Origin of the sequence: Streptomyces nojiriensis (assembly GCF_017639205.1) — a bacterium.
Classification (GTDB): Bacteria; Actinomycetota; Actinomycetes; order Streptomycetales; family Streptomycetaceae; genus Streptomyces; species Streptomyces nojiriensis.
In genome coordinates, this window is the sequence record NZ_CP071139.1 from 2453253 (window position 1) to 2465580 (window position 12328).

Annotated in this window: 13 protein-coding genes; 4 read left to right on the forward strand and 9 right to left on the reverse strand. The window is 73.4% G+C overall.

Annotation, left to right across the window (positions count from 1 at the left end; all coding sequences use genetic code 11):
* Positions 1 to 10: 10 nt before the first annotated feature.
* The 4 genes from mshC to JYK04_RS11505 all read right to left on the reverse strand — a co-directional run bounded on the left by mshC (position 11) and on the right by JYK04_RS11505 (position 3554).
* Positions 11 to 1240, reverse strand: a complete 1230-nt coding sequence (gene mshC, locus JYK04_RS11490; RefSeq protein ID WP_189739921.1) for a cysteine--1-D-myo-inosityl 2-amino-2-deoxy-alpha-D-glucopyranoside ligase — start codon at positions 1238 to 1240, stop codon at positions 11 to 13.
* A gap of 110 nt (positions 1241 to 1350) precedes the next feature.
* Positions 1351 to 2202: an SCO1664 family protein gene (locus JYK04_RS11495; protein ID WP_189739919.1), complete on the reverse strand. Its 852-nt coding sequence runs from the start codon at positions 2200 to 2202 to the stop codon at positions 1351 to 1353.
* The gene (locus tag JYK04_RS11500) at positions 2166 to 2756 is read right to left on the reverse strand and encodes a DUF3090 domain-containing protein (protein WP_189739916.1); all 591 of its coding nucleotides are present in this window, start codon (positions 2754 to 2756) and stop codon (positions 2166 to 2168) included. The genes JYK04_RS11495 and JYK04_RS11500 overlap by 37 nt, the downstream gene beginning before the upstream one ends.
* Positions 2757 to 2834: 78 nt before the next feature.
* Positions 2835 to 3554 carry a histidine phosphatase family protein gene (locus JYK04_RS11505; RefSeq protein ID WP_189739914.1) on the reverse strand — a complete coding sequence of 240 codons (720 nt, stop codon included), beginning with the start codon at positions 3552 to 3554 and terminating at the stop codon, positions 2835 to 2837.
* Positions 3555 to 3608: 54 nt separating this feature from the next.
* Between JYK04_RS11505 and corA the strand changes: the two genes are divergently transcribed.
* The gene (gene corA / locus JYK04_RS11510; RefSeq protein WP_189739912.1) at positions 3609 to 4601 is read left to right on the forward strand and encodes a magnesium/cobalt transporter CorA; all 993 of its coding nucleotides are present in this window, start codon (positions 3609 to 3611) and stop codon (positions 4599 to 4601) included.
* Here the strand turns inward: corA and JYK04_RS11515 are convergent.
* Both JYK04_RS11515 and JYK04_RS11520 read right to left on the reverse strand, forming a co-directional pair.
* Positions 4579 to 5409 (reverse strand): ferritin-like domain-containing protein, encoded by an 831-nt coding sequence (locus JYK04_RS11515; protein ID WP_189739910.1) that lies wholly within the window; start codon positions 5407 to 5409, stop codon positions 4579 to 4581. The two genes, corA and JYK04_RS11515, sit on opposite strands and share 23 nt — an antisense overlap.
* 211 nt (positions 5410 to 5620) lie before the next feature.
* Positions 5621 to 6670, reverse strand: coding sequence for an LLM class F420-dependent oxidoreductase (locus JYK04_RS11520; protein WP_189739907.1), 1050 nt, complete (start codon positions 6668 to 6670; stop codon positions 5621 to 5623).
* Positions 6671 to 6770: 100 nt separating this feature from the next.
* Here JYK04_RS11520 and JYK04_RS11525 point away from each other — a divergent pair, with 100 nt between their 5' ends.
* Both JYK04_RS11525 and JYK04_RS11530 read left to right on the forward strand, forming a co-directional pair.
* The gene (locus JYK04_RS11525; RefSeq protein ID WP_189739904.1) at positions 6771 to 7754 is read left to right on the forward strand and encodes an aldo/keto reductase; all 984 of its coding nucleotides are present in this window, start codon (positions 6771 to 6773) and stop codon (positions 7752 to 7754) included.
* Positions 7751 to 10102 (forward strand): helix-hairpin-helix domain-containing protein, encoded by a 2352-nt coding sequence (locus JYK04_RS11530; RefSeq protein ID WP_189739901.1) that lies wholly within the window; start codon positions 7751 to 7753, stop codon positions 10100 to 10102. The genes JYK04_RS11525 and JYK04_RS11530 overlap by 4 nt, the downstream gene beginning before the upstream one ends.
* 52 nt (positions 10103 to 10154) lie before the next feature.
* Here the strand turns inward: JYK04_RS11530 and JYK04_RS11535 are convergent, their stop codons facing one another.
* Complete coding sequence (locus JYK04_RS11535; RefSeq protein WP_030009117.1) at positions 10155 to 10805, reverse strand: hypothetical protein; 651 nt, start codon at positions 10803 to 10805, stop codon at positions 10155 to 10157.
* A gap of 47 nt (positions 10806 to 10852) precedes the next feature.
* Between JYK04_RS11535 and JYK04_RS11540 the strand changes: the two genes are divergently transcribed.
* Positions 10853 to 11041 carry a DUF5703 family protein gene (locus JYK04_RS11540; protein WP_030009118.1) on the forward strand — a complete coding sequence of 63 codons (189 nt, stop codon included), beginning with the start codon at positions 10853 to 10855 and terminating at the stop codon, positions 11039 to 11041.
* Between the two features lie 39 nt (positions 11042 to 11080).
* On the opposite strand, the gene JYK04_RS11545 is transcribed toward JYK04_RS11540, so the two are convergent.
* Together JYK04_RS11545 and chpH are read right to left on the reverse strand one after the other, a co-directional pair.
* Positions 11081 to 11890 carry a chaplin gene (locus JYK04_RS11545; RefSeq protein WP_189739897.1) on the reverse strand — a complete coding sequence of 270 codons (810 nt, stop codon included), beginning with the start codon at positions 11888 to 11890 and terminating at the stop codon, positions 11081 to 11083.
* A 160-nt stretch (positions 11891 to 12050) separates the two neighbouring features.
* Positions 12051 to 12284, reverse strand: coding sequence for a chaplin ChpH (gene chpH, locus JYK04_RS11550; RefSeq protein ID WP_189739894.1), 234 nt, complete (start codon positions 12282 to 12284; stop codon positions 12051 to 12053).
* Between the last annotated feature and the right edge of the window lie 44 nt (positions 12285 to 12328).

Here is a 12328-nt window from a genome sequence, read left to right on the forward strand (position 1 = left end):
CTTCCGTTGCCTAGAGCGCCACGCCCAGGAGGGCGTCCACGGTGCGGGAGACCAGGCCCGGGGCGGACTCGTCGTCGCCGTCGGTGGCGTTCTGGAGCTCCACCCAGCGGTCCACGGCCGCCAGGGCCGCAGGGGCGTCCAGGTCGTTCGCCAGGGCCTCGCGGACCTCTTCGAGCACCGCGTCCGCCGCGATGCCGTCGGGCCGGGACACGGCCGCGCGCCAGCGCTCCAGCCGGGCCACGGCCTCGTCGAGGACGGCGTCCGTCCACTCCCAGTCGGCCCGGTAGTGGTGCGACAGCAGCGCGAGGCGGATCGCCGCCGGGTCCACCCCGGAGCGGCGCAGCGCCGACACGAAGACGAGGTTGCCCTTCGACTTCGACATCTTCTCGCCGTGCAGCGCCACCATGCCCGCGTGCACGTACGCCTTGGCCATCGGGAACTCGCCCGTCAGCGCCTGCGCGTGCGACGCGCCCATCTCGTGGTGCGGGAACGCCAGGTCGGAGCCGCCGCCCTGGATGTCGAAGCCCATGCCCAGGTGGTCGAGGGCGATCGCCACGCACTCGATGTGCCAGCCCGGCCGGCCGCGGCCCAGCGAGCCGCCGTCCCAGCTCGGCTCGCCCGAACGCGCGGCCATCCACAGCATCGGGTCCAGCGGGTTCTTCTTCCCGGGCCGGTCGGGGTCGCCGCCCCGCTCGGCCGAGAGCAGCCGCATCGCCTCGGCGTCGAGGTGGGAGACCCCGCCGAAGTGCGGGTCGGCCTCGACCGAGAAGTAGGTGTCGCCGTCGAGCTCGTACGCCGCTCCCGCGTCCCGCAGCCGCTCGACCAGCGGCACGATTCCGGGTATGGCCTCGACGGCTCCGATGTAGTGCTGCGGGGGCAGCATCCGCAGGGCCGTCATGTCCTCGCGGAAGAGTGCGGTCTCGCGCTCCGCCAGCTCGGTCCAGTCCTGGTTGTCGCGCAGCGCCCGCTCCAGGAGCGGGTCGTCCACGTCCGTGACGTTCTGGACGTAGTGGACCTGCCGCTTGGTGTCGAGCCACACGCGTTGTACGAGGTCGAACGCGTTGTAGGTCGCCGCGTGACCGATGTGGGTCGCGTCGTACGGAGTGATGCCGCAGACGTAGATACGGGCGACGGGACCGGGGGCGAGGGTGATCGTCCCCTGGGTCGCGGTGTCGTGGATCTGGAGGTCGCGGCCCTTGCCAGGAAGGGCGGGGACCTCAGAAGCGGGCCAGGCATGCATGTGTCGAGCCTAACCGGACGGATGTTCCGGAAACGAACTGGACCTGCACTGTTGTCTTGATCGGCACTCTTGCGGTCTGGCCGGTTCTGTGCGTATGGCCGGTGGCTGATTCAGACCGGTGGCCAGGGGATGGCCGGCCACTGCCCGGACGGCTGGGGATGGGTTCCGGTGCGCAGCAGGTGCTCCACCCGGTCCCGTACGGCGGCCAGCTCGACCGGTGTGATCAGTTCGGCCAGCCGGGTGGCGAGCGGGGCCCCCTCGGTCAGCGCGTCGGACAGCGCGGCCAGCACCTCGCGCGCCTCGTCGGTCAGCGGCTCGCCCGCCCAGCCCCACAGGAGGGTGCGCAGCTTGTCCTCGGCGTGGAAGGTCACGCCGTGGTCGATGCCGTAGAGCCGTCCGTCGGGCGCCGGCAGCAGGTGGCCGCCCTTGCGGTCGCCGTTGTTGATCACGGCGTCGAGGACGGCGAGCCGGCGCAGCCGGGGGTCGTCGGCGTGCACGAGCAGCGCGGTGCGGCCTTCGCCGACCTCGGCGAGGGCGACGGCCTTCCAGCCCTCCCCCGCCTCCTCGCCGTCGACGAGCCCGAGGAGCGCGCCCAGCGGGGCGTCCTCGTCCGGCTGATCGGCGTCGATCCACCGCTGGACCATGCCCTCGCCGTACGGTCCGTCGCGCAGCACGGTGGCGGGGACCAGGCCCCATCCGGTGGCCTCGGAGATCAGGTAGGCGGCGACCTCCCGGCGGGCGAGGTTCCCGTCGGGGAAGTCCCACAGCGGCCGCTCGCCCTTGACCGGCTTGTACACGCAGTCGGCGCTCACGCCCCCGTAGGTGACGCTGCACAGCAGGACGGCGTTGGACGCCTCGCGGATCCGGCCTATGACGGTGAGCTCGCCCTTGGCGAGCAGTTCCTCCATCTTCTCCCCCGTGTCCGTCACGCCTGGCGCCGGTAGCCGTTCTGGCGCGGGCACACGTGCCCCTCCGGGTCCAGCGGGAGGCTGCACAGCGGGCACGGCGGGCGGCCCGCGTTGACGACGTCCAGGGCCCGCTTGGCGAAGGCCCGGGCCTGGGCGCCGGTGAGGCGGACCCGCAGCATCGGCGGGCCGTTCTCCTCGTCCTGGAGCAGCCGCTCCTCGGCCTCGGCGAGGTCCTCGTCGGAGTCCGCTTCGAGTTCGACCAGCGCCTGGGCCTCGACGATCATGCGCTGTTCCTCGCCGTCCCAGGCCAGGGCCATGGTGCCGACGCGGAACTCCTCGTCGACCGGGACGTCCAGCGGCGCGGTGTCGGCGGCTTCGGCGGGGGCGACGGCCGGGACCGGGGCGTTGCCGCCGGTCCGCCGTACGACCTCGTCCAGCAGCTCGTCCATCCGCTCCGCCAGCGCGGCTACCTGGGTCTTCTCCAGGGAGACGCTGGTGACGCGGGGGCCGGCGGAGGCCTGCAGGAAGAACGTACGGCGTCCCGGCAGACCGACCGTGCCGGCCACGAAGCGGTCCGGGGGGTCGTAGAGGAACACCTGACGGGGCACGTCCAGTCTCCAAGTCTCGGCGGCGGGGGCAGGTCTGCGCCCTTGTTGTTGGCCCGTCCACCCTACTGCGCCGGGCGATCAAGCCGCGCCCGCGCCGCCTCCCACGACGGCGTTCCCCGCGTCTTCGGTGTCTTTGTCCGATGCGACGGCCTCCGGTGCGGCGGGGCGCCGGACGAGCGAGCCGAAGTCGCCGGTGTCGCCGAGCCGGAACACGAAGGGCCGGGTGGGGGTGTACCGGACGGCGGTGACCGAGCAGGGGTCGACGTGGATGCGCTGGAAGAGGTCCAGGTGCATGCCGAGGGCGTCCGCGACAAGGGACTTGATGATGTCGCCGTGCGAGCACATCAGGAAGACGGCGTCGCTGCCGTGCTCCCGCTCGATCCGCGCGTCCCACTCGCGTACGGCGTCCACCGCGCGGGCCTGCATGGCGCGCATGGACTCGCCGCCGGGGAAGGCGGCGGCCGACGGGTGCTGCTGGACGATCTTCATCAGCGGTTCGTCGGAGAGCTCGGACAGTTTGCGGCCGGACCACTCGCCGTAGTGGCACTCGCCGATCCGCTCGTCGGTGTGCAGTTCGAGCTCCGGCCGGGCGGCCATCAGGGGGGCGAGGGTCTCCCGGCAGCGCTGCAGCGGGCTGGTGACGGCGGCGGCGAGCGGCACCCCCGCCAGCCGGCCGGGCAGTGCGGCGGCCTGCTCCGCTCCGCGCTCGTCGAGGGCCACTCCGGGGGTCCATCCGGCGAGCAGCCCAGCGGTGTTGGCGGTGGACCGCCCGTGTCGTACGAGGATCAGCGTGGCCATGGGGCCAGCGTATGCGCTGCCGCGGGTGTGCGGGCGGGCCGTCGGCAGGGAAGAATGCCCCGCGTGATTGTGGACTGCGCGATTTACCGGGACGGCCGCCGTACCGAGGGACCGGACGACTTCTCGGACGCCCTCGACGAGGCCCGGGCGACCGGTGACGCGTTCCTGTGGATCGGCATGCACGAGCCGACCGCGAAGGAATTCGACCACGTCAGCCAGGAGTTCGGCCTGCACCCGCTGGCGGTGGAGGACGCGCTGACCGCGCACCAGCGCCCGAAGCTGGAGGTGTACGACGATTCGCTGTTCGTCGTCCTCAAGCCGGTGCAGTACGACGAGGACACGGACACGGTGACCGCGGGCGAGCTGATGGTCTTCATAGGGGACTCGTTCGTCGTCACGGTCCGGCACGGCGAGGGGGCCCCGCTGGCCGCCGTGCGCCACCGGCTGGAGCAGGAGCCGGACGTGCTGCGGCACGGCCCGACGGCGGTGCTGTACGCGGTGTCCGACGCGGTGGTCGACCACTACATCGAGGTGGCGGCCGAGCTCCAGGCGGACCTGGAGGAGCTGGAGGCCGAGGTCTTCGCCCCGAACGCCTCGGACACCAAGAACACCGCCGCCCGGATCTACGGGTTCAAGCGGCAGGTGCTGGAGTTCCGGCGGGCGACGAGCCCGCTGCTCCAGCCGATGGACCGGCTGGCCTTCGGGGAGGTCCCCTTCGTCCACGAGCACGCCCAGCCGTTCTTCCGCGATGTCGCCGACCACCTGACCAAGGCGAACGAGTACATCGAGGGCCTGGACCGGCTGCTGTCGGACGCGCTCTCCGCGCACCTGGCGCAGATGGGCCTGCGGCAGAACGACGACATGCGCAAGATCTCGGCGTGGGCGGCGATGGCCGCCGTCCCCACGATGGTGGCGGGGATCTACGGGATGAACTTCGACCACATGCCGGAGCTGCGGCACGCCTGGGGCTATCCGGCGGTGCTGGTGGTCATGGCGGGCGCGTGTCTGGGGCTGCACCGGATGTTCAAGCGCCGGGGCTGGCTCTGAGCTCCCTCTCGCGCGGGGCGTAGGCGAACCCGCCCGCGGCGGCCGGTGCGCCGCCGAGGGCGTCCAGGCGCTCGGGCATCCGCAGGTGCACCATCCGGTGCCAGCCGCTGAACCGCTCGTACGCGTACATGGCGCGGATGCCGGCGGCCAGTGCGGCCGCCTTCGGGGCGGGCCAGTGCAGCAGCCGTCCCATGTGGCTCATGACGGCGAGGCTCACGTCGCGGTAGACGGAGATCTCGGCGAGCGCGCTCTCGCGGAGCACCCGCTGGATGGTCCGGCCGTGGCCGGACCGGGCGAGGCGCAGCAGTTCCTCGTGGCAGTAGGCGAGGTGGTTGTCCTCGTCGTGGCTGATCAGGTGGATCGCCTTGCCCACTTCGGGGTGGTCGCCGAAGTACCTGACCAGCATGTCCATCTGGTCGGCGGCGCGCTGTTCGGTGACGCGGCTGTGCGCGAGGTAGACGACGATGTCCTCCTCGGTCAGCGCCACCTCGCGGCGCAGCTTCTCGTGCGCGAGGCCGATGCCGCGGCGCTCCAGCAGCATCGTGTAGTCGGTCTCGGGGGGTACCGGGACGGCGGGCAGCCCGCGCTTGCGGAGCAGGGCGTTGAAGATCCGGCCGTGCTTGTCCTCGTCGGCGCCGTGTCGGGTGATCTTGGGCGCGAGGTGGCGCATGCCGTCCGGCACCAGGGCCGCGATACGGGCGTTCTCCCAGCCGCCCTGGGTCTCCCCGCTGGCGGCGATGGAGCAGAACAGCTGGAAGGAGTCGTCGTTGTCGACGATCTCCTGGAACAGGCTGCGGGCAGAGAGCATGGCACGAGTCAAACGCCGGTGGGCGGGGCGGGCAACCGATGGGTCGCACGACTCGTCCGAATGAACGAAATCGGGGGTTGGCCCGCCGTGCGTAACCCGGCGGGCGCCCCCGGCGTTGTTCGCTGTGTCGGCCGTGGCGGGGAAGACCCCCCGAGCCCCCACCACGGCCGCAGAAGCTTCGGTCGGCGCGGAGCCGCGCCGACGTCCCGGATCAGGCGAGGCCCGCGAGCTCCATGGCCTCGGTGCCGGCGCGCAGGGCGGCGATCCGCTCGTCCAGGGTGAATCCGGCCGGGGCCAGCGTGAGGGTGGTGACCCCGGCCTCCGCGTAGGCCCGCATCCCGTCCGCGATCCGGGCGACCGGACCGAGCAGGGCGGTCGAGTCGATCAGCTGGTGCGGGACGGCCGCGGCCGCGCCGGTCTTGTCGCCCGCCAGGTACTTGTCCTGGATCTCGGCGGCTTCCTTCTCGTAGCCCATGCGCTGGGCCAGCTGGTTGTAGAAGTTCTGCTTCCGGCTGCCCATGCCGCCCACGTACAGGGCGGTGTACGGGCGGAACATGTCCGCGAGCGCGTTCACGTCCTCGCCGAGGGCCAGCGGCACGGTCGGGCAGACGTCGAAGCCCTCCATGGTCAGCCCGGCCTTCTCGCGGCCGGCCCGGATGTGGGTGAGGGCGGTGGCCTCCAGGTGCTCGGCGTCCGGGAAGATCAGCAGGGCGCCGTCGGCGATCTCGCCGGTCTGCTCCAGGTTCTTCGGCCCGATGGCGGCGATGTAGAGCGGGATGTGCTCGCGCTCGGGGTGCACGGTCAGCTTGATCGGCTTGCCCGGGCCGTCCGGCAGCGGCAGGGTCCAGTGCTCGCCTTCGTAGGAGAGGCGCTCGCGGCTCATGGCCTTGCGGACGATCTCCACGTACTCGCGGGTGCGGGCCAGCGGCTTGTCGAACTTGACGCCGTACCAGCCCTCGGAGACCTGGGGGCCGGAGACGCCGAGACCGAGCCGGAAGCGGCCCTTGGTCAGCGAGTCGAGGGTGGCCGCCGTCATGGCGGTCATGGCGGGCTGGCGGGCCGGGATCTGCATGATCGCCGAGCCGACGTCGATGCGCTCGGTCTGGGCGGCGACCCAGGCGAGCACGGTCGGGGCGTCGGAGCCGTAGGCCTCGGCGGCCCAGCAGACGTCGTAACCCAGGCGGTCGGCCTCCTGGGCGACGGCGAGGTTGTCGGCGTCCATGCCCGCGCCCCAGTAACCAAGATTGATGCCGAGCCGCATGTATCGTCCCCTTACCGGTTTACCGATCAGTAACGTTGGTGTGCGGGGACTGTAGCGCGCCAAGGTCCTCCGCGTCAGCGCCCCAGTAGTCTCAGCGCTCATGGAGCAGAGGCATCTCGGCCGCACCGGACTGCGCATCTCCCGGATCGGCCTCGGCACCCTCACCTGGGGCCGCGACACCGGCGAGGAAGCCGCCGCCGAGCAGGTGAAGACGTTCTGGGAGGCGGGCGGCACGCTCGTCGACACCGCCGACGTGTACGGCGGCGGTGAGGCGGAGTACCTCCTGGGGCAGCTGGTGGGCGGGCTCGTGCCGCGCCGGGACCTGGTGATCGCGACCAAGGCGGGCAGCGTGCCGGACCCCTACCGCAGGTTCGACGGCTCGCGCGGGCACCTGCTCGCCGCCCTCGACGCCTCGCTGGACCGGCTGGGCACCGACTACGTCGACCTTTGGCAGGTCCACGCCTTCGACCCCGCGACCCCGCTGGAGGAGACCCTGCAGGCCCTGGACCTGGCGGTGAGCAGCGGCCGGGCCCGGTACGCGGGACTGGCGGGCTTCTGCGGCTGGCAGCTGGCGAAGGCGGCGACCTGGCAGCTCGCGGCCCCGGGGGTGCGCACCCGGATCGCCTCGACGCAGATGGAGTACTCCCTGCTCCAGCGGGGCGTGGAGCGCGAGGTGCTGCCGGCCGCGCTGGACCTCGGGATCGGTCTGCTGCCCTCCTCGCCGCTGGGCCGCGGGGTGCTGACGGGCAAGTACCGGGACGGCACCCCGGCCGACTCCCGGGGCGCCTCGGAATCGCTGGGCGCCCTGGTGGACCCGTACCTCGACGAGGCGGCGGGGCGGATCGTGGACGCGGTGGTGACGGCCGCCCAGGGGCTGGCCGTTACCCCGCTCCAGGTGGCTCTGGCGTGGATCCGGGACCGGCCGGGGGTGGTGGCGCCGATCGTCGGCGCGCGGACGTCCGCGCAGCTCGGGGAGGCGCTGTCGGTGGAGGCCCTTAGTCTTCCCGAGGAGATCTGCCGGGCGCTGGACGATGTTTCGGCCCCGGTGCACCGCTACCCCGATCAGGACTGGAGCACGCTGTGAGTACGGACCGCCAAGCCGAGCCCGCTGCCGCCGAGGAACCGGCCGCCGAGGCCTCGCCGGCCGACGCGGACCAGAACCGACCCGACAAGGCACGGGCCGCGGAGCCGGAGGCTGAGCCGGACGGGTCCGGGACCGCCGAACCGGCCGGGGCCGAGGACGGGAGCGTCGCCCTGCACGGCGAGGCCGGTGACGGGGGTCCGGGGGCTGAGCCCCCGGTTTCGGGAAGGGGCGGGGTGGGGGAAGGCCCCGCAGGGCCCGAGGCCGAGGCAGGCCCGGAGACCGCCCCTGCGGCAGCCGACGACCCCGCCGGGTCCGAGGCCGAAGCCGACGCAGCGCAATCCGCCGAGCCGGCCGCCGAGGCCCAGGCGGCGCCCGCGCTCTCCGAGGCACAGGCCGAACTGGCCGCCCAGAAGATCGAGCGGGAGCGGATCGCCCGGCGCAAGGCCGAGCGGGAGGCGCCCGTCGAGGCCGGGGCGAAGCTCAGCGGGAAGGCCGCCGACCTGCTGGCCGCCGTACGGGCCGTGGAGAGCGGCACGAAGCCCTCCGCCGTGTACTTCGACGAGGCCCCGGCCGCGCCCCGCAGGCCGGCCCCCGCTCCCGCCGCGCCGCGCCCCGCCACCCCCGCCGCGGTGGCCGCGCCCGCGCCCTCCGCCGACACCGTCGAGGGCGTACGGGCCGTACTGGCCCGCGGTGGCGCCCCCGAGGCCCTGGCCGCCCCCGCCGCGGCGGCCTTGGGCGAGGACGCCGCCGGGCAGCTCACCGAGAACCCCTGGCGGCTGCTGTCGCTCGCCGCCGTACGTCCGGCCCAGGCCGACGGCTTCGCCCGGGCCCTGCTGGGCCCCGGGGCGGGTCCCGGGGACGAGCGCCGCACCACCGTCCTGGTGGGCTGGCTGCTGGCCCAGGCCGGGCTGAAGGGACACACCGCCCTGGAGGCCCCGGTGCTGGAGAAGGCCCTGGCCCAGTACGGCGTACCGGATCCGGCCGAGGCCCTGGAACAGGCCATCGCCGAGGGCTCGGTGCTGGTCTTCCACGAGCCCCTGGGGCCGCCGGCCGGCGAGGACGCCGAAGGCGCCGAGGACGCGGCGCAGCCCGTCCGGCTGCTCGTGGGCCTGGAGGGTGCCGCCATGGCCGAGGAGAGCCTGGCCGACGGCCTGGCCCGGCTGGCCGCCGGCGCCTTCGACGCCCCCGGGGACTGGGAGCGGGCCGCCGGGTCCGCGCCGAGCCCCTCCGCCGCCGAGCTGATCCGCGCGGTCGCGGGCCACGGCCTCGTCACCCACACCGGCGGCGAGGCCGCCCGCGCCGAACCGGCCGCCCTGGCCGCCGCGGCCCGGGAGCTGGGCCTGCGGGTCTGCGTGGCCGCGCACGCCCCCGGCGGCGGCCCGGACCCGGTGACCGTGACGGGGCTGCTGTCCGGCGCCGAGGGGCCCGGGCGGGACGCGGACGGCCAGTTCGCACTGGACCTGCTGGTGGTGCTGGACGCGCCGCAGCTGGACGTGGAGACCGCGGCCGCGCTGGTGGAGTCCGTCCCGGACGGGGCCCGGCTGGTGCTCTCCGGGGACCCCGGCGTGCTCGGGTCCGCCGGGGCCGGTCGGGTGTTCGCCGATGTGCTGGCGGCCCGTACCTGCCCGCAGCTGGTCTCCCGCACCCCCGACCCGGGCCCCCTCGGCGAGCTCGTCTCCGGGATCGGCATCGGGGAGCTGAACCAGGTGGACGCTCCCGGCAAGGAGGTCGTCATCGTCCCGGTGAAGGACGCCGGGGAAGCCGTGCACCGGGCCGTGCAGCTGGTGGCGGAATCGGTGCCGCGGGCCTTCGGGATCCCGGCGGAGAGCGTGCAGGTGATCACCCCGGGCCACGGCGGCTCGGCGGGCACCCGGGCGCTGAACGCCGCCCTGAAGGAGCGCCTGAACCCCGGCCCGGGCCGCTTCGGCGGCTTCGACGCCGGTGACCGGGTCGTCCACGTGCCGTCCGCCGGGCGGGCGCTGGCGGCCCGGGTGGTGTCGGCCGACGCCGAGGGCCTGCACCTGGACCGGGCGGGCGCGCGGATCGTCGTACCGAAGGAGCTCGTCGAGTCGCAGGTGCGGCACGGCTGGGCGGTGACGGCGCACCAGGCCGTGGGCACGCGCTGGCCGGCGGTGGTCGTCGTCCTGCCGGGTGACGCGGCGCAGGCGCTGTCGCGGGACTGGGTCTACACGGCGTTCGGGCGGGGCGAACGGCACCTGTCCGTGGTGCACGGGGTCGACCAGGCACTGCCGCACGCGGTGGCCGAGGTGCCGGCGAAGCCCCGTACGACGCGCCTGACGGGCCTGCTGACGGCCCTGGCGACGGCGGGCACGCAGCAGCCGGAGTGAACCGGCCGTGGCCCCCGCCCGGGAGGGCGTGGGCCACGGATCAGGGGCGGGGTCAGGCCGGGGTCAGCCCCGGCTCAGCGGCCTCGTCCTCGTCGAACTCGTCGGCCTCCTCGTCGAAGACGGAGCTGACGTCGAACCGGTGCAGCACGTCCTGCGGATCGATGTGCCCGAAGGGCGAGCCCAGCCACTCCCCCGGTTCCGCCACCTCCTCCGAGGCCGCGATCCAGAGCGTGGAATCACCCTCCTCCAGCCCGAAGTCCTTGTAGCGGGAGGCGATCTCGTCGGGCTCGTACTCCCCGAAGAGGACGCCCAGTGCGTCGGCGCTTCCGCCGTCGCCCACGAATTCGGCGTCCCGGTCGTGCGCGGCGACCCGTTCGGCCTGGGCGATCAGCCGGGCCGGTTCGACCACGGCGTAGTCGCGGCGGATGAGCACGCTGAAGGCGGCGGGCTCGGCGGGGCCGGTGTACGGGACACCGTCCTCGGGCGTGGGGATCTCGAAGGGGGTGACCTCGTCGTACCGGTCGTAGAGGAGTTCGTCGTACACCTCGGCCGCGGCGGCGAGTTCGTTGAACGCGGCGTAGACGTCCGGGTCCTCGTCCCCGATCCGGTGCTCGACCGCGGCGAGGTGACGGTCGAGCGCGGCCTTGACCGCCTCGGCGGCGGCGCGTACCTCGGCAACAGTGGGCAGATCGGCATCAGACATAGAGCAGACGCTATCCGTAGCAGGGCTCTGCCCGCACAATAGATGCGATGCCGGAATACGAATTCGTCGACGTGTACGTGCCCCGCGGTGTTCCTCGCAAGGAGGCGACCCGCCTGTTGACCGACCATGCCGAGTACGGGAACTGGGAACTCGACCGACTGAGCCTGTACCGGGACGGCAGTCGCCGTGTGCGACTGCGCCGCCGGATCATCCGTCAGGTCCGCGCGACCTGGTGACGCGGGCCCCGGGGGCGGGGCCCGCGCCGTGAACATCCGTCAGGCGGCCTTGCGGGCCCGCCGGTAGAGCACGGTGCCGGCGAGCAGCAGGCCGCCCGCGAGCGGCAGCCCGGCGGTGAGGACGTCACCGGACCCGGTGGCGGCGAGGCCGACGGCCGGACCGGGGTTGTTGCTCCCGGTGCCGGGCCCGGGGTGCGTGACCGGGGTGCCGGGACCGCTACCGGGGTTGCCCGGAGTTCCGGGGTTACCAGGATTGCCGGGGTTGCCCGGGTTGCCGGGGTTACCAGGATTGCCGGGGTTGCCCGGGTTGCCGGGGTTACCAGGGTTACCCGGGTTGCCGGGGTTACCCGGGTTGCCGGGGTTACCCGGGTTGCCGGGGTTACCCGGGTTGCCGGGGTTCCCAGGGTTGCCGGGGTTACCCGGGTTGCCGGGGTTACCCGGGTTCCCAGGGTTGCCGGGGTTACCCGGGTTGCCGGGGTTACCCGGGTTCCCAGGGTTGCCGGGGTTGCCGGGGTTCCCAGGGTTGCCGGGGTGGTCGTCGCACGGTTCTTCGTCGCCCGGGTGGTGCGGCTTCGGGGGCTTCGGCTTGGCGTGGCCCGGTCCGTTCGCGCAGTGGTTCCCGAAGGCCGGGTTGAGGGCTCCCACCACCGTGATCGTGTTCCCGCAGGCGTTCACCGGCGCGTCCACGGGCGCCTGCAGGTTGTTCCCGGACAGCAGGCCCGGAGAGTTCGCGGCGTGCCCCGAGGCGCCGGAGTCCGCGTGTGCGTAGCCGCCGCCCATCGCGAGGACACCCCCCGCGGCCGCCATGGTGATCAGGGTCTTCCTGGTGACCTGTGCCGGTCGTCGCATCTGTACTCGTCCCCTGGTGTGTGCGTTTCGGCCGTCGTCCGACGGCCCGGCCCACCCGGCTCCCCTGCCCGGTGCGCCGGAAGTGAAGGAAATCCGGGCCGGAAAGCCCGGTGGCCCCGGAGCGCTGGGATGCGCTCCGGGGCCGAAGACTTCAGACGCGTCAGGCGTTGACGCAGGTGTTGCCGAAGGCCGGGTTCAGCAGGCCGATGACGGAAACCGTGTTGCCGCAGACGTTCACGGGGATGTGAACGGGAACCTGCACCACGTTGCCGGACAGGACACCGGGCGAACCGATGGCCGCACCCTGCGCACCCGCATCGGCGTGGGCCAGACCCGCACCCGCGAGAACCAGGCCACCGGTGGCAGCCACTGCGGCGACAACCTTCTTGATCATTGTTCCTCCTAGTTGGCAATGCGGTCCCAGCCGCGGACCGCAAC

Coding starts and splice junctions, on each gene's coding strand:
- JYK04_RS11515 (WP_189739910.1), bottom strand. CDS start 5,409: ATGCTCTCTGCCCGCAGCCTGTTCCAGGAGATCGTCGACAACGACGAC.
- JYK04_RS11505 (WP_189739914.1), bottom strand. CDS start 3,554: ATGGCCACGCTGATCCTCGTACGACACGGGCGGTCCACCGCCAACACC.
- JYK04_RS11520 (WP_189739907.1), bottom strand. CDS start 6,670: ATGCGGCTCGGCATCAATCTTGGTTACTGGGGCGCGGGCATGGACGCC.
- chpH (WP_189739894.1), bottom strand. CDS start 12,284: ATGATCAAGAAGGTTGTCGCCGCAGTGGCTGCCACCGGTGGCCTGGTT.
- mshC (WP_189739921.1), bottom strand. CDS start 1,240: ATGCATGCCTGGCCCGCTTCTGAGGTCCCCGCCCTTCCTGGCAAGGGC.
- JYK04_RS11525 (WP_189739904.1), top strand. CDS start 6,771: ATGGAGCAGAGGCATCTCGGCCGCACCGGACTGCGCATCTCCCGGATC.
- corA (WP_189739912.1), top strand. CDS start 3,609: ATGCCCCGCGTGATTGTGGACTGCGCGATTTACCGGGACGGCCGCCGT.
- JYK04_RS11535 (WP_030009117.1), bottom strand. CDS start 10,805: ATGTCTGATGCCGATCTGCCCACTGTTGCCGAGGTACGCGCCGCCGCC.
- JYK04_RS11540 (WP_030009118.1), top strand. CDS start 10,853: ATGCCGGAATACGAATTCGTCGACGTGTACGTGCCCCGCGGTGTTCCT.
- JYK04_RS11545 (WP_189739897.1), bottom strand. CDS start 11,890: ATGCGACGACCGGCACAGGTCACCAGGAAGACCCTGATCACCATGGCG.